The organism is Pseudoalteromonas sp. S16_S37 (genome assembly GCF_014694405.1).
Taxonomy (GTDB): Bacteria; Pseudomonadota; Gammaproteobacteria; order Enterobacterales; family Alteromonadaceae; genus Pseudoalteromonas.
The window spans coordinates 1-15,881 of the sequence record NZ_JAAUWV010000018.1 but is presented as its reverse complement, the minus strand read 5'-3'; the positions used below and the strand labels follow the sequence as shown (position 1 = coordinate 15,881).

The 15,881-nt window shown below is 41.9% G+C and carries 18 protein-coding genes; 5 read left to right on the top strand and 13 right to left on the bottom strand.

Going from position 1 to position 15,881, the window contains the following annotated elements:
• Positions 1 to 45: 45 nt before the first annotated feature.
• The 5 genes from HC733_RS10195 to HC733_RS23135 form a co-directional block, all read right to left on the bottom strand.
• Positions 46 to 975 (bottom strand): YeiH family protein, encoded by a 930-nt coding sequence (locus tag HC733_RS10195; RefSeq protein WP_190364942.1) that lies wholly within the window; start codon positions 973 to 975, stop codon positions 46 to 48.
• Between the two features lie 58 nt (positions 976 to 1,033).
• On the bottom strand, positions 1,034 to 2,182 hold the full coding sequence (locus HC733_RS10190; protein ID WP_190364941.1) for a 5-(carboxyamino)imidazole ribonucleotide synthase: 1,149 nt from the start codon (positions 2,180 to 2,182) through the stop codon (positions 1,034 to 1,036).
• 1 nt (position 2,183) lies between these two features.
• A complete protein-coding gene (gene purE, locus HC733_RS10185; protein ID WP_190364940.1) occupies positions 2,184 to 2,666 on the bottom strand; it encodes a 5-(carboxyamino)imidazole ribonucleotide mutase in 483 nt (160 codons plus the stop codon).
• A 245-nt stretch (positions 2,667 to 2,911) separates the two neighbouring features.
• Positions 2,912 to 4,504, bottom strand: a complete 1,593-nt coding sequence (locus tag HC733_RS10180; RefSeq protein WP_190364960.1) for an ABC-F family ATPase — start codon at positions 4,502 to 4,504, stop codon at positions 2,912 to 2,914.
• 92 nt (positions 4,505 to 4,596) lie between these two features.
• Positions 4,597 to 4,794 (bottom strand): hypothetical protein, encoded by a 198-nt coding sequence (locus tag HC733_RS23135; protein ID WP_238937519.1) that lies wholly within the window; start codon positions 4,792 to 4,794, stop codon positions 4,597 to 4,599.
• Positions 4,795 to 4,930: 136 nt separating this feature from the next.
• On the opposite strand from HC733_RS23135, the gene HC733_RS10175 reads away from it, so the two are divergent.
• A complete protein-coding gene (locus HC733_RS10175; protein ID WP_190364939.1) occupies positions 4,931 to 5,452 on the top strand; it encodes a TetR/AcrR family transcriptional regulator in 522 nt (173 codons plus the stop codon).
• A 25-nt stretch (positions 5,453 to 5,477) separates the two neighbouring features.
• On the opposite strand, the gene HC733_RS10170 is transcribed toward HC733_RS10175, so the two are convergent.
• Positions 5,478 to 5,966, bottom strand: a complete 489-nt coding sequence (locus HC733_RS10170) for a GNAT family N-acetyltransferase (protein WP_190364938.1) — start codon at positions 5,964 to 5,966, stop codon at positions 5,478 to 5,480.
• Positions 5,967 to 6,043: 77 nt separating this feature from the next.
• Here HC733_RS10170 and HC733_RS10165 point away from each other — a divergent pair, with 77 nt between their 5' ends.
• Positions 6,044 to 6,247 (top strand): hypothetical protein, encoded by a 204-nt coding sequence (locus HC733_RS10165; protein ID WP_190364937.1) that lies wholly within the window; start codon positions 6,044 to 6,046, stop codon positions 6,245 to 6,247.
• Positions 6,248 to 6,275: 28 nt separating this feature from the next.
• Here the strand turns inward: HC733_RS10165 and bioD are convergent, their stop codons facing one another.
• From bioD to bioB, 4 genes are read right to left on the bottom strand one after another with little or no spacing between them, the layout of a single operon-like run.
• Positions 6,276 to 6,965, bottom strand: coding sequence for a dethiobiotin synthase (gene bioD / locus HC733_RS10160; protein ID WP_190364936.1), 690 nt, complete (start codon positions 6,963 to 6,965; stop codon positions 6,276 to 6,278).
• Positions 6,962 to 7,750, bottom strand: a complete 789-nt coding sequence (locus tag HC733_RS10155; RefSeq protein WP_190364935.1) for a methyltransferase domain-containing protein — start codon at positions 7,748 to 7,750, stop codon at positions 6,962 to 6,964. The genes bioD and HC733_RS10155 overlap by 4 nt, the downstream gene beginning before the upstream one ends.
• Complete coding sequence (locus HC733_RS10150) at positions 7,747 to 8,886, bottom strand: aminotransferase class I/II-fold pyridoxal phosphate-dependent enzyme (protein WP_190364934.1); 1,140 nt, start codon at positions 8,884 to 8,886, stop codon at positions 7,747 to 7,749. The genes HC733_RS10155 and HC733_RS10150 overlap by 4 nt, the downstream gene beginning before the upstream one ends.
• Entirely contained in the window at positions 8,886 to 9,929 is a 1,044-nt protein-coding gene (gene bioB / locus HC733_RS10145; protein WP_190364959.1) for a biotin synthase BioB, read from the bottom strand. Before bioB ends, HC733_RS10150 begins: the two co-directional genes overlap by 1 nt.
• Before the next feature lie 116 nt (positions 9,930 to 10,045).
• On the opposite strand from bioB, the gene bioA reads away from it, so the two are divergent.
• The 3 genes from bioA to HC733_RS10130 all read left to right on the top strand — a co-directional run bounded on the left by bioA (position 10,046) and on the right by HC733_RS10130 (position 13,248).
• Positions 10,046 to 11,335: an adenosylmethionine--8-amino-7-oxononanoate transaminase gene (gene bioA, locus HC733_RS10140; protein ID WP_190364933.1), complete on the top strand. Its 1,290-nt coding sequence runs from the start codon at positions 10,046 to 10,048 to the stop codon at positions 11,333 to 11,335.
• A gap of 150 nt (positions 11,336 to 11,485) precedes the next feature.
• Complete coding sequence (locus HC733_RS10135; protein ID WP_190364932.1) at positions 11,486 to 12,823, top strand: KamA family radical SAM protein; 1,338 nt, start codon at positions 11,486 to 11,488, stop codon at positions 12,821 to 12,823.
• A 56-nt stretch (positions 12,824 to 12,879) separates the two neighbouring features.
• The gene (locus HC733_RS10130; protein WP_190364931.1) at positions 12,880 to 13,248 is read left to right on the top strand and encodes a hypothetical protein; all 369 of its coding nucleotides are present in this window, start codon (positions 12,880 to 12,882) and stop codon (positions 13,246 to 13,248) included.
• A 228-nt stretch (positions 13,249 to 13,476) separates the two neighbouring features.
• Here HC733_RS10130 and HC733_RS10125 read toward each other — a convergent pair whose 3' ends face one another.
• The 3 genes from HC733_RS10125 to HC733_RS23385 all read right to left on the bottom strand — a co-directional run bounded on the left by HC733_RS10125 (position 13,477) and on the right by HC733_RS23385 (position 15,544).
• On the bottom strand, positions 13,477 to 14,490 hold the full coding sequence (locus HC733_RS10125; RefSeq protein ID WP_190364930.1) for a fibrinogen-like YCDxxxxGGGW domain-containing protein: 1,014 nt from the start codon (positions 14,488 to 14,490) through the stop codon (positions 13,477 to 13,479).
• Between the two features lie 48 nt (positions 14,491 to 14,538).
• Entirely contained in the window at positions 14,539 to 15,072 is a 534-nt protein-coding gene (locus tag HC733_RS10120) for a sel1 repeat family protein (protein ID WP_190364929.1), read from the bottom strand.
• 337 nt (positions 15,073 to 15,409) lie between these two features.
• On the bottom strand, positions 15,410 to 15,544 hold the full coding sequence (locus HC733_RS23385; RefSeq protein WP_274602023.1) for a hypothetical protein: 135 nt from the start codon (positions 15,542 to 15,544) through the stop codon (positions 15,410 to 15,412).
• Positions 15,545 to 15,881 lie beyond the last annotated feature (337 nt).

The following is a 15,881-nucleotide window of genomic DNA, read 5'->3' as shown; positions in this document are numbered from 1 at the left end:
CTCAAAATATCAGACCAGCATAAAAAGGATCAGTTCAAAAAAAATTTAAATTATTTTATCCAAAATGAGTATGAGCAACACACTGCTGACAATCACCCAAAGTACAGTTGCCATAGCAAAAGGCCGCCAACCAGTTTGATATATAACCGATTTTGATACGCATGTTCCTATCAAAAACAACGTAGCAACAAGCGTATGCTTAGCACCAAAATAGAGTGTTTGCCAAATGGCGTCGTAGTCATTTAAAAAACTATTGCACATAGCAGCGAGTAAAAAGCCAAATATAAATAAAGGGATGCTGGCACGCTCTTCACTTCGCCAAAATACTCCTGCAGCTGCGGTGTAAGGTATGATCCACATTGCACGTGTGAGTTTTATCGTTGTTGCTATACCCACAGCAAGCGGGCTAAAGGTCGCTGCTGCGGCCACCACACTGCTGGTATCATGAATAGCTAATGCAGCCCAAGTTGCAAATTGCTCATCACTAAGCGCTAACAGCTCACCTATCCAAGGAAATAATAACAAGCCAACTGCATTGAGTGAAAATACCACTGCCAATGCCACTGCAATTTCATGTTGCTTTGCTTTGATAACAGGTGCCATCGCGGCAATGGCACTGCCTCCGCAAATAGCAGTACCAAAAGAGATGAGCACTCCTGTATTTCGATTAAGCCGAAATGCCTGAGTTAACAGCTCGCCAAGGCCAATAATCGCTGTAATACTGACTATCGTCAGGACGATAGAGCTGCGCCCAACCGCTAACACCTCCATAATATTAACGTTAAAACCAAGTCCTATGACTGCCGCTTTTAATAACCACTTACTCATTTTGTTGCTTTGGACTTGAAAAGGATTACCCAAAAACCAAGCAAATGCGACGCCCATAGCAAGTGCAAAGGTCGCACTTATCATGGGTGTAAAGCTCAAAACAAAAAGCGCGAGAAAAATGAGCTTAGTATGGTGTTGTTTTATCATATGTGTTTGTCAAAATTTTACGCATAAAAAAACCGAGCTAAGCTCGGCTTCTTAATCTTTAAATACCTTTGAGGCTTTTCGCTGTTTGCGCAACGCCTGGGTAATCTTGCTCTGGTAATAATTTAGCAAGTTGCTCTAAGCGCTCTGCCAGCTGCGATAAGTCATTGCCTGAGACATTGATATGACCCATCTTACGCCCCGGTTTAGCTGCTTTACCGTACCAATGGCTGGTTGTATCACTCACACCCAACACTTCTCTAGGAATTGCAGCTTGTCCAAGCACATTGATCATGGCCGTTGGTCGTAACAACTCGGTAGAGCCAAGCGGAAAACCTGCAACAGCACGCATATGATTTTCAAATTGGCTAACATGACATCCTTGCTGAGTCCAATGTCCTGAGTTATGTACGCGTGGCGCTATTTCGTTAACCAATAATTGGCCTTTTACGTCAAAAAACTCAATGGCCAAAACACCAACATAATCTAGCTCTGTTGCCAAAGCATTGAATGCATCTTTTGCTTGTTGCTCAATAGCTGATTTTTCTTTACCCGCAATCGATAACGTTAGCACCCCATTGGTGTGCTGATTTTCCGTTAATGGATACGTTTTGCATTGGCCGTTTTTATCACGAACACCGATGATTGATACTTCCCTGTCAAACGGGATCATTTTTTCGGCAATAATGGTATGTGGTAAAGCTTGCGTTCCTGATGCTAAGAACTGTGCCATTTCAGACCAAATTTGCTCAACATCATCTTTACATTTTACTCGCCACTGACCCTTACCGTCGTAACCTGCCTGACAGGTTTTAACAACAAGTGGCATACCCAAGTTATCAATGGCGGTTAAAAAGTGACTTTTTTCAGTAATTAGCTGATACGGCGCACACGCAACTTTCGCTTTATCTAACAAAGCTTTTTCTGTTGCTCTATCACCGCCTGTCTTAATTGCTTGCGCACCCGGGTAAAACTTGCCGCTTTGCGCACATAAAGCCAACACGTCACTTGGAATATGCTCAAACTCAGCCGTGATAGCATCGCTTCTTTCAATAGCTTGCGTTAATGTATAAGCGGTTACGTCAAAAGTAACAGGGTTGATAACTTGTTTTGAGCCAACATCATATGCAAGAACGTGCAAGTCTAAATGAGTGGCCGATAAACTCATCATACGAGCCAGCTGCCCAGCTCCCAATACTAAAATATTCATATTACTCGGCTGGATCTGGGTTAGCTAATACGGTTTCGGTTTGCTCTTTTCGAAACGCTTCTACTTTGGCAAAAATTTCAGGTTGCTGGCAACCTAATATCTGCGCTGCAAGCAAGCCCGCATTTGCCGCCCCGGCATCACCAATCGCCAATGTACCTACAGCTACACCTTTAGGCATTTGGCAAATTGACAGTAAAGAATCAATGCCATTTAAGGTTTTAGATTTAACTGGAACACCTAATACCGGTAAACTAGTAAAAGCAGCAGCCATACCTGGTAAATGGGCCGCGCCGCCAGCACCTGCGATGATCACTTTAATGCCTCGCTCTGCAGCGCTTGATGCATAATCTGCTAATAACTGAGGAGTGCGGTGAGCTGAAACTACTTTTGTCTCATATTCGATGCCAAATTTGTCTAGCATGTCTGCTGCATGCTGCATTGTAGGCCAATCTGACTTTGAACCCATGATAATGCCAACCGTCATAATAAATCCTCGGTATTGAATTAAACGATACGTTATAAACAACTGTTTTAAGCAATAATTGGGGTACTCAAAACAGCTTCAATTTTTGCGCGGTATTATACCTAAATAGCGAGGTAATACCATTATTTTCGGGCCTGCCAGCTTGGTATGTCGCGCTGAGCATGCACTTTTTAGCAGCAGGCTCACTAAAGTTATATGACCTTTTTGCAAATAAAAACCGCGCTTACGCGCGGTTATTATTACTGTTACTTAGATTGCTCTTGCGTTGCCAAGTACTCTTCATAATTGCCTCTAAAGTCAATAATCTTACCGTCTTTGATCTCCCAAATTCGGGTCGCTAATGACGATACAAACTGTCTATCGTGAGATACGAAAAAGAGCGTTCCTTCATATTGCTCAAGCGCTAAGTTCAAGGCCTCGATTGACTCCATATCCATGTGGTTGGTCGGCTCATCCATTAGTAAAATATTATGCTTGTGCATCATTAACTTACCAAAGAGCATTCGACCTTGCTCACCGCCTGAAAGAACTTTTACTGGCTTTTTAATATCATTTTGAGAGAACAACATACGGCCTAGGTAACTACGAACAACTTGTTCATCATCACCCGCTTGCTGCCATTGTTCCATCCACTCGAATACGGTTCTATCTTTTTCAAATTCGTCCGCATGGTCTTGAGCGTAGTAGCCAATGTTGGCATTTTCAGACCACTTAAATGCACCAGTTTTAGGCGCTAAACGCCCTGCAAGTGTATGAAGTAGAGTAGACTTACCAACACCGTTTTCACCGATGATAGCGATACGCTCGCCCACTTCAACAAGCGCATTTAAGCCACCAAATAAAGTGTTTTCATAACCTTGGGATAAATCAGTGATCTCAAGCGCGTTTCTAAAAAGTTGTTTAGATTGTTCAAAGCGAATAAATGGCGTCTGACGAGACGACACTTTAACTTCATCTAATTGAATTTTATCTATTTGCTTAGCTCGAGATGTTGCCTGTTTCGCTTTAGAAGCGTTTGCAGAGAATCGTGAAACGAATTGCTGTAGCTCGGCAATTTGCGCTTTCTTCTTGGCGTTTTCGCTCAGTAGCTTTTCACGAGCCTGCGTCGCAGCAAACATATATTCGTCGTAGTTACCCGGGTAAACTCTTAGTTCGCCATAATCTATATCTGCCATATGAGTACAAACTGAGTTTAAGAAGTGACGGTCGTGAGAAATAATAAGCATGGTGCAATCACGCAGATTAAGCACCTCTTCAAGCCATTTAATGGTGTAGATATCCAAGTTGTTGGTTGGCTCATCAAGCAACATGATATCAGGGTCTGCAAACAACACCTGTGCAAGTAGCACTCGCAGCTTAAAGCCTGGCGCAATTTCTGACATTGGCCCATAGTGTTGCTCGGTAGGAATACCAACACCCAACAATAACTCACCCGCTTTTGAATCCGCAGAGTAACCGTCCATTTCAGCAAATTCAGTTTCCAAGTCAGCTACTTTCATGCCATCTTCTTCACTCATTTCAGCTAAAGAATAGATGCGATCACGCTCTGCTTTAACTTTCCACAGCTCTTTATGGCCCATGATCACCGTGTCGATAACACTGTATTCTTCATAGGCAAACTGGTCCTGATTTAACTTGGCAAGGCGAGTATTTGGCGAAACACTGACGTTACCTGTACTTGGCTCAAGTTCACCGCCTAAAATCTTCATGAATGTAGATTTACCACACCCATTTGCTCCAATTAGACCATAACGATTACCATCGCCAAATTTTACTGAAATATTCTCAAAAAGAGGTTTTGCACCAAACTGCATGGTGACATTAGCTGCGCTTAAAATAGTGGGCTCCTAGGAAAGTTATCGTGGGCCGCTGTATTTAACAGCAGCCCGAAACCTAAAAACCCAATTTTAAACTAATCTGAGCGGTAAAACTATGTTAGTTCGGCAGGTTTGTGTGAAGTTGGTGCTTGTTTGGCTAACTTCATGTAGTGAAAGAACTCTTTAGGGCCCATAATCAGCATCAATACTGCGAGCCCACCTGGTATCAAAACGCATTTCAATACAGGACCTAAAATATAACTGTAAAAGTAGAGAAATGGTAAAAACAACACATATCCTAAAATATTCATACTACACCATCCTTAATTTGAATTTTGCAAAATTGAGCATGCTCATTATGAATTATGAGCGCGCTCAATTTCAAGTGCAATATATAATTTTTTGTGTCTATGCTAGACTGTTTACGTCTAACTTACTGGAAACAATATGAATAAAAAATCATCAACAAAACAACGTATTCTTGATGCTAGCTGGAGTTTATTCATAGAGTACGGATATGCGCAAACAACCACGCGTCAAATTTCACAATTGGCGGATGTTGCAACAGGTACAGTGTTTTCGCACTTTCCTACTAAACTAGATATTTTGAAAACTGCGATGCACGAGCGGATTGAGCAGGTTTTGGCACAAGCATCGCAAACTGAGAAATTACATACGCCAAGGCTTAGACTTCGGCACTATGCCAAGTACCTTTACCAATTTTATCTAAGCAACCGAGAATTCAGTAAAGAGCTTTTGTCTGGCATTATTTGGCAACAAGAATACTTTTCTGCTCAGCTAGAAGTATTTAAAAAAATGCTGTTCGCAGGTCAACCATATGATGTTCACAAGGCTGATATTATGATGGATTGTTACTTTATGACTTTACTCGTCGGGTTGAATGATGACAATGCAACAGTGGATTCACTGGTGCGTCTACTTAGTAACAAGTTGCAGTCGATACAATAAGGTTAGATACACCTTTATGCCATTGTTAAATAGTGACTAATTTACTGTACTCACTGTTTTCAAGCTTTATAAACCCTTGCTGTTGCAGGAGCTTAATAGAGCGTAAATTATCCTCCTCCACCCGTGCCAATAGTTTAATATCACTATTAATATTAATAAGTTTGGCTATATTGGTTGTTACACATTCAACTGCTTCGCGCATAATGCCTTGCCCCCAATGTAACGGGGATAACTCAAAACCAAGATAAACTTCACCCATTTCAAGGTTATATTCATACAGCCCAATACACCCTATCATGCCACTTGTTTGGCAATTTATACTTAACCTCACACCTAAGCCAAGGTAGCTTTGCTCTAAATCCCACTGGATCAGCTCTCGTATTTCAGATTGCGATACAGACTCGCCATAGTCGTTGTATTTAGAGATTAAGGGATCATTTAGCAGTGCATGCAGTTTTACCATATCTCGATAGGTGATTGGCTTAAGCAATAGCCTCGGTGTAAATAACTGCATAAATTTGGGTTCTCAATTGGCAATTAGCGAAATTAGTATAAACTAGGGCGCAAAAATAAGTCTAACGCGGAGTTTTTATGTCGGACGATTTTAAGGTTATTCCCCCAACGACTAAAGTGTTTTGTCCTGAGCGAGGTGAAGGCTGGACTTTAACAGGCATCACGGGGATCAATGAGCACACATCGGTGATGTTTAACGGCGTGCGCTACACAATTCCTGCCAAAAAAATTGTTGAAGAGCTATTACCTAACTACTTAAATCAAAATTCAACAACCGATTAAGGCTTTATTAATGGGTTAATGGTCGCTATTAGCCCTGCAATTTGATCCCCAACAGATCAGTCAGTGCCGCGTATATCTGTAACTTCGCTTTTTCTTTACTATATGGCGCCACAGCGAGCAAAGGAGCATCTAGCCTTTTGCGTAAACTCTCTAGGTTTTCATCAAAATTAGCCATGTTTGGATCGACTTGATTAGCCACCCAACCAACACATTTAACACCTTGTGCCTTTAGCGCGTGACTGGTCAAAATCGCATGATTTAAGCAACCAAGCTTCATGCCCACAACTAAAATAACGGGTAGTTGTTCTTTTTGCACCCAATCGCAAAGATATTGCGTGTCGTTAATGGGTAACGCCCATCCACCAGCCCCCTCAACGAGGGTAAATTCAGCCCCAAGCTTTGCCAGATCATGATAATAGTGACTCAGTTTGTCTAAGGTGATGTGTACACCCGCTTGTTGGGCGGCTATATGAGGGGCAATAGGCGGTTCAAAACAGATTGGGTTAACTTGCTCATACTTACCATGAACTGATGAGGACTCCATCAGCGTTAAGGCATCATCATTCACTAACTGGCCAAACGCTTCTTCTGCCCCTGCAGCGATAGGCTTAAAGCCAATTGCTTTGCGTTTATGCTGCGCCAAGAATTTAAGCAATAAAGCCGTAATATGGGTTTTGCCAACCTCTGTATCTGTGCCAGTAATAAAAAATGCGCTCATAATTTAACTAATTCCATAATTGCGACTTCATAGCTTACTACCGCTTGATTATGTTCAAGTGGATAACCTGCAAGTAACTTTTCGTAACGCTTTTTGCCCATCAGCCCGCTACGCTGAATACTTTGGCTCTGAAGCTGATTTGCACCAATACTTTTAACTGATTTGAATGCCTCTTTTGCATTTGCAAAACAGTCTTTAAGGCATACTTGCTGCGTCTGTTGAATAGTAAACCCGGCATCATTGGCAAACTGCTCTAATTGCTGCAACGTCAAAAACTGATTTACATGGCACCTATCGTCTAACGTTTGCCATGCCTGCGCGATTTCTTTTAATGAGCCATTTAAGACGGAAGAAAGCACCACATGCGCGTTTGGCTTACAAACCCGGGCTAACTCTTTGAACAACTGTGCTGGCGATTCGCTCCATTGAATTGCAAAGTTTGAAAAAACGCCACTAACGCTGCCACTTTGCAGTGGTAAATTGTCCATATCAGCACACACCCGCCAAGTATCAGTTGGCCCTTGGCTCAACATACCGTGACTCAAATCAATACTTAAAACATTCGATGCACAGTTGGCCAGATACTCATGATGTAATAGTGGCCCAGCTCCTAAGTCCAACAAGCGATCATAGTCATTTTTAAGCAATGAAAAAAGACGAGTAGCAGCTTGTTGCTGCACTCTAGCATGTTGCTGGTATTGCTTAGCTGCTTTTGAAAATCGCTCGGCGGTGTTTTGCTTAACACCTGAGCGTGATAAGCCAATCTGCTGAATTACTGCATTCATAATTGCGCCTCTAAGTGCCGCACCAACTCATAGATATCTTGCTCTTGGTGTGCTGCTGTAAGCGTGATCCTCAATCGGGCCGTATTTTCTGGTACTGTTGGCGGGCGGATTGCACTTAGCCATATACCACGGTTTTGTAATGCTCGCTGAGCGGCAAGCACATTTTCTGCGCTTCCCAACACCACAGGTTGGATAGGTGTATCAGAGAGCATAACCGCAATGCGCTTGTCAGCACATAAACGCTTAAACAAATTGATATTAGCTTTCAGTTTATCCCTTTGCGCATGGGCATCTAGTAATCGTTGCAGCTGAAAAAATGCAGCATCTACCATCAACGGAGACATCGCGGTTGAATAAATATACTCGCGATTAAACTGAAGCATGTAGTCAATAAGCGCTTTATCGCCCAAAACCGCAGCACCTTGGCTTGCCATTGCTTTACCAAATGTGATCACTAATATATCGGGCTTATTTTGATGTAATTGGCACGACCCCAACCCATCTTCACCCAAGACTCCAAACGCATGGGCATCATCTAACATCAACCAAGCATTATGCTGCTGCCTTAAACTGTAAAGCTCATCCAGTGGTGCTGTGTCGCCATCCATTGAAAACACCCCTTCACTCACAATGAGCTTGTTGTGTGCGGGCGACTTTTCAAGCCTTGATCGCAAATGAGACATATCATTGTGATTAAAGCGCACATGCTTTGCTGAACTTTGCAAAGCACCATCTATTAAACTAGCGTGATTGAGCTTATCTTGAAATATTGCACAGTTTTGCGTTGAACTCGTTTCGCTAAATAGCGTTTTTAATACGCTGCTATTAGCACTGAACCCCGTACTGAATAGCAATGCAGATTCATAGTTCAATAACGCGCATAGCTTATCTTCAAGTAGTTTATGACAGCTTTGATAACCGGTGACCAAAGCTGAGCTTCGACTACCTGTTGCTGTGGGTGCTTTGTCAAACGGTGAATCGGCGAGTCCAAGATAGTCGTTACTGGCAAAATTAAGATATGTTTTGCCAGCAATGGTTATCGTGCGGGCGCTACTTTGCTGCACATGCACCCGCTGCCTTAATAAAGCATGTTGTTGTCGCTGTGCCAAACTTTGCTGTATGTACTCAAAGGCCATTAATTTGCTTCGTAAAACAGCTCAGAAGTTGCTTTATCAGCAATAGCAGACGACAACGAGGCTTCGTATGCTTCGTCTGAGTAATCATGGCGTTCTTCCGGCTTCATGCCTAACTTTTTAAGAAGGTTCATATCGGCATCAGCTTCTGGGTTTTCTGTGGTTAACAACTTATCACCATAGAAAATTGAATTCGCGCCTGCGAAGAAACACATAGACTGCATTTGTTCATTCATCGCGGTACGACCCGCTGATAAACGCACATAGCTTTTCGGCATCATAATTCTGGCAACGGCAATCGTGCGTACAAACTCAAAATGGTCTAAATCTTCAACGTCCTGAAGTGGTGTACCCTTAACTTTCACTAACATATTAATCGGCACACTTTCGGGCTGCTGTGGCAAATTAGCTAACTGCATTAAAAGCCCAAAACGGTCTGCTGCTTGTTCACCCATGCCTACTATGCCGCCAGAGCATACTTTCATACCTGCATCGCGCACGTTATCGATTGTATCTAAACGGTCTTGGTACGTTCTGGTTGTGATGATCTGCTGATAATACTCAGGAGACGTATCTAAGTTATGGTTGTAATAATCAAGGCCAGCGTTTTTGAGTGCATGGGCTTTTTCGTTATCTAACATCCCAAGCGTCATACATGTTTCAAGGCCAAGCTCTTTCACTTCTTTAACCATTTTTTCAATGTAAGGCATGTCTCTATCTTTTGGATCAGACCATGCAGCGCCCATACAAAAACGTGTGGCACCTTTTTGTTTTGCTAAGCGCGCTTGTTCTACAACCTTTTCAACTTCCATCAAGCGCTCTCGCTCAAGATCTGTTTTGTAATGACCTGATTGCGGACAATACTTACAATCTTCTGGGCACGCACCGGTTTTAATCGATAGTAGCGTTGAGATCTGCACCTCATTAGGGTTAAAGTTCTCACGGTGAATACTGGCGGCTTTAAATAATAAATCGTTGAACGGCATCTCAAATAATGCTTTTACTTCTTCATAAGTCCAATCGTGACGAACTGTAGCCATGTTTATATTCTCTTTTTTATTAAAATCTGCTCAAAAATAATGCAGTTAACTTGACGGTGATTGGCTTAGTCTACTTTGTGTCGTAGTATTGTCAACGCCAACCAGTCAAGCAAGGTTTACCAGTGAGTAATTTTCAGTCAATCGATAAAGAATTTGATAAAAAGCATATTTGGCACCCCTATACGTCCATGCTTAATCCGCTCCCTTCATACGGCGTAACACACACAAATGAGAATAAAATTTATCTCGATACCGGTGCTGAGTTAATTGATGGAATGGCATCTTGGTGGAGCGCGATTCATGGCTACAACCATCCAAAACTAGTCGCAGCGATTCACCAGCAAGCAAGTACCATGAGCCACATTATGTTTGGCGGCATTACCCACGCCCCTGCGGTTGAACTATGCAAAAAACTCATTCGCATTACGCCAAAAACACTAGACCGAGTTTTTCTAGCAGACAGCGGCTCGGTAAGTGTTGAAGTCGCGATAAAAATGGCGCTTCAGTATTGGATAAGTAAAGGCCATAAAGGTAAAAACAAACTGATGACCGCCCAAAAAGGCTATCACGGTGATACTTTTGCGGCCATGAGTGTGTGCGACCCAGTTAATTCAATGCACAGCATGTATCAAGGCTTTTTGCCTGAACATATATTTGTAGCCGCACCTAAAGCTAAATTTGATGACCAACCAGAGCAACAAGAATTAGACTCCCTTGAACAAGCGTTTATAGAGCACCATCAAGATGTTGCTGCATTCATTATCGAGCCCATTGTGCAAAACGCTGGCGGCATGAATTTTTATAGCCCCTACTATTTGGCTAAGGTTAGGCAATTATGTGATAAGTATGATGTGTTACTTATACTCGATGAAATTGCAACGGGTTTTGGTCGCACAGGTAAAATGTTTGCTTGTGAGCATGCTGATATCGAACCAGATATAATGTGTATCGGTAAGGCCCTGACCGGAGGCATGATGACGCTATCGGCCACGCTGACTAACGAAAAAGTTGCTGTTGGACTTAGCGAGGGAGAAGCTGGCGTCTTAATGCATGGCCCAACTTTTATGGGTAATCCATTGGCGTGTGCCGTAGCAAACGCAAGTATTGATTTATTGTTAGAAAATAACTGGCAAGCGCAAGTCTCAAAAATTAACCTAGCCATGACAGCGCTTCAACGGTGTGAAAGTCTACCTCAGGTTGTTAACGTAAGAACATTAGGCGCAATTGGCGTTGTTGAAATAGACAAAACCGTTGATGTCGCTAAAATACAGAGGTTTTTCGTTAATAAAGGGGTATGGATAAGACCATTTGGTAAACTTATCTACATAATGCCGCCCTACATCTGTTCAACTGAAGATATTCATAAACTTGCAGATGCAATCTATGACGCAATAAACGAATCTCAATACTAATATGTGTTATGCCATAACTTGAGTGTTGTGGCTTACTATTAGTTTTAAAGGAATATAGTGTTGCTAATTTGACGACGTAGTTCGAAATTACACAACAGACCATGTTACTATGTATCGCTTTGACAGCAATGAGTAAAAGTACGAGGATTTATGCAGCAAATCGTCAAATTACAACCTGCACAAGCTTATCAAGCGCCAAGGTTTACCGTTTACCAACATCGTCAGATCGACAAAATCGAGCAGCTAGATAAACTCCCCGAGCATTTACGTTTCGAAATGAAAGTCGTTGCAAATGTATTCCCGTTTCGCGTTAATAACTTTGTGATTGAAGAACTAATTGATTGGCGTAACGTACCAAACGATCCTGTTTTTCAATTGACCTTTCCACAACGCGGTATGCTAGACGACGAATCTTACCAACAAATGGTGCAGCTTCTAGAGCGTCCTCACACTGCAGAAGATGTTATTGCTCTAGCGACCCAAATTCGCCTGAAGCTAAACCCGCATCCAGCAGGGCAAATGGACAAAAATGTACCTTTTTATGAAGGAAAGCGATTAGACGGTATTCAGCACAAATACAAAGAAACCGTGTTGTTTTTCCCATCACAAGGCCAGTACTGCCATTCTTATTGTACGTTTTGCTTTAGATGGGCGCAGTTTGTAGGTAAAGCAACACGTTTTAACAACAATGATGAAACGTTGCTGCATAATTACTTAGCCGAGCATAAAGAAGTCACTGATCTGCTAATCACTGGTGGCGACCCTATGGTGATGCGCACTTCAAAGTTACGTAAATATTTAGAAGCATTAAAAGAGCCACGCTTTGACCATATTAAAACCATTCGTATCGGTACCAAATCACTCACCTTTTGGCCATTTAGATATGTCACCGACCCTGATGCAAAAGAGCTGTTGGCGCTTTTAAAAGAGCTTGTTAACGCGGGTAAACATGTCTCTATCATGGCCCACATTAATCATATACAAGAGCTTCGTACCGATATCACCAAAGAAGCAATTCGCCTTATTCGTCAAACTGGTGCTCAGATCAGAACGCAAGCGCCTTTACTAAATAACATTAATGTTGACTCACAAATGTGGAGCGAAATGTGGAAAGCGCAAACGCAACTGGGCATGATCCCCTACTACATGTTTATTGAACGGGATACCGGAGCAAAACGCTACTTTGAGTTGCCTTTATATAAAACATGGGAAATATTCCGTGACGCCTATAAAAATGTGTCTGGGGTATGCAGAACCGTACGCGGTCCGTCTATGAGTGCGGGCCCAGGTAAAGTCGAAATTTCTGGTGTAGCACAAATTCATGGTGAAAAAGTGTTTGTACTGCGCTTTATTCAAGCCCGCAATCCGGACTGGGTACAACAACCATTTTTTGCTAAGTATGATGAAAAAGCGACTTGGTTAAATGATTTAAAACCCGCTTTCGGTGAACAGAAGTTCTTCTGGGAAGATGAATACAACGCAATGTAAATGAGAAAGTTACACGGGGCGGCACAGCCTTGCCGCCCTATTTTAAGGAACATTTTATGCTTGAGGTTTATCTAGGTTTAAGCCTTTTCATTGGACTCATCATAATATACGAAGCCCGTCATATCTTAAACTCACCTGAAAATCCAATCACGCCTGTTACGGCCATAACATCAATCATTGAGTTTATTTGGGCTATTGTATCTATCTTCGCGTTGATTTATTTACCGTTTTCGAAATGGCAAGTTTTGCTACCCTCTTTATACATTACACATAATGCGATTGGCTGGGTATACGGATTTTGGCTCGCGGGTAAACTTACAAAACACGATTCAGATCAGTTAATTATCCCATCGTGGTATGCCAAGTTTTCTTTTAACTTTGGTATCCTATTTACGCTACTTGGGCTGTTCCTCGTCATAACGTAATTCGCTTAAGTGGTACAGGCTCTAGCTAGTAAGACCGCGAGTGTATATTTTGCGCTGCCACTATCTCAATTTGACTCGTCATTCTGAACTTGTATCGTCATTCTCGACTTATTTCAGAATCTCACCACTTTTAACGTGTCGCATTTGTTTATGGTCGCCGCTTCTATCGTGTAATAGGGGTGATGGTTAATCACTAACCATTCACCTCCATATCACTTAGGCTAAGTATTAACGCATCCACAGCAGCGCCCACTTAGTTCCGTTTGGCTCCACACCTTTACATAAAGAAGAGCCTAATGAATTAGGTTTATGTGTACCACGCGCCACCCAGCAATAACCGCCATTAACATCCCCTTGCCAACCAACGTAAGTATCGGTACTGGTATAGGTTACATAGCTTGGGTTAGAGCAGCCATCATACGACGTATTAGGTTCGCTCAAGTCGGTTCTACAAGCAGGTTGACCAGCTCTCATTGGCATAGCAACCACTTTATCTTCATATGCCCAAGTCGTTCTTACTTGTTCAAGCTCAAATGTTGAGAAATTAACGCCATACACAGCCTTACCGTCGGCACATTGCGCTTGTGAACAAGCAATTTGCTCTCTCACATCAACAAATCTTGATAAGTTGCCTTTGTACATCCAAAGTTTAGTTGGATTATTAGGTGATGTTTCAGGCTCATCTGAGTATTGCGTTAAGTTTTTAACGCCACCGGCATGGTTTTTAGGGAAGCTTCCCACCAATGTCCAACCACCACCGTCGGTAGTCATATCACAATAAACACTCAAAAAGTTGCCGTTGTCTCCAACAATGTCATATACCCCATCACCTGTACTCTGGCCTGATTGAAGTATTTCTTTGCAACTTGACAATTGGCTTTGCGGATTCAGAAGCAGGTTCCAATCGCCACGAGTTCCCTGATTGGAGTACCATGTTCCTGTGTAAGTGGTATCGCTTAACGAGCCAGTGAAGTACATTGTCGTGTTGAGATCGGGTTGGCTAATTTCAAAGTGCACCAACTGCTCATCAACACTTGTTCTTCCAGATACAATGTCGACATCATTTTTGGCAACAAAATGCTCGTTAGTGCCCTTAAAATCAAAATCCATAGACTGTTGATTTACTAGTTGGCCATCAAGTACGTTATCAAAGTAAATTGTATGTGTTTTGTTAAATTCACTTTGTGCTAAAACTGAGCTACTGCATAACGCAACCGCTAAAGCTATTCCATTATATTTCATAATATTGAGTCCAATTTTTGTGTTTATTACATGCCAGAATTTGGCTGCCTAAAGTGATTCAGTTTCTGTCATTTCTATTTCGTATAGTTGACCTATTCCATCATAGTTATCACATTTAACGTCGACTCTTTTAGTCGATGTATTCAATGATTTTTTGCACGTCACGTTTTGCGCTTTTAAGCCAAATTGCGCGATATATTGCGCTACCTTTGCATCAATTTTAGTTTTTAAACTCTCTGGTGCTGCTGCGTAAAAGTTGTCAAACTGGGTGTTCCAATCTTTTACGTCGGCTTCTTTTGCAACGCCAAGCCACCCCATACCTAACACGGTAGATTGCTCAACATACTGACCCTTTAAAAACATAAAAGCCAATACATATTGTGCGCCTTTGTAACCCATCTGAGCGGGTTGTTTAAGCAGCTCAAATGCTTGTTCATAGTTCCCTTTACGGTACTGTTTTACACCAATCATTTCTGCTTTATATAACTTCGTTTCGCTTACGCGAACAATATCAGTTGTACCACAGGCACTTAGGTTAATCATGCAAAAAGCAAATAGGCTCAATATCACTATTACGCGCATCGTTTAAATCCTCATATATGCGGCAGACAAGGTACCTTCACATCCTGTAAAAACAGGTACCGTCTGAAATAGACTAGAAGTGTGGAATTGTACAGATGTATATTATTCAGGTCCAATTTGTTGCAGAAATCTGACCGGCTCAGATTGGTAAGTCAAGTCTGATTAACAGACTGTTGACTTGGAGTGACTGTCCACAGAAACTGCGGTCAAAACTTGCGTCAAATCGGAGCAATAAAACCTGTTTAACCGGGAAGTCGCAAATACTGTCTAACGAACAAATTGAGGTGGATGTCCAAATTGAGGTGCGAACAAAGCCCACTGTTTTTTGTCCGCACTTTTAATTTGCTTTGTTATATTGCGATTTACACAATACATTTTGATTAGCGCCACTACCATACAGCTTTAACCTTTCTGTACCACCTGTTTTTTCAAAAAACTCTTGTAATGTAATTTCCTTTTGCTCGTAGCTCATTAGTTGCCAGAAACCGTAAAAACCTTTGAACCAAAAGTAATAGAACACAGCTCCGACAGCTAACAGTAAATATACCGATTTACCTACTTTTTGTTTGTACTTTATGCCGCAATAAAAAAACCAAATGCAGCTAAATATCGCCACAATAAAAAATGCAGAGAAAGGAGTTATTGCAGCATAAGAGTTGCTCCAAATAGAGCTTAAACAAGTCAAATTACTGAATCGCCCCGAGTTCATCGGAGACTAGTTGTTTAAGTCAGGCTACTTTACCTGACTCTTTTAAATTATCATAGAAATCAGCTTCATATTGAGCTGGTGAAATATATCCAATAGAAGA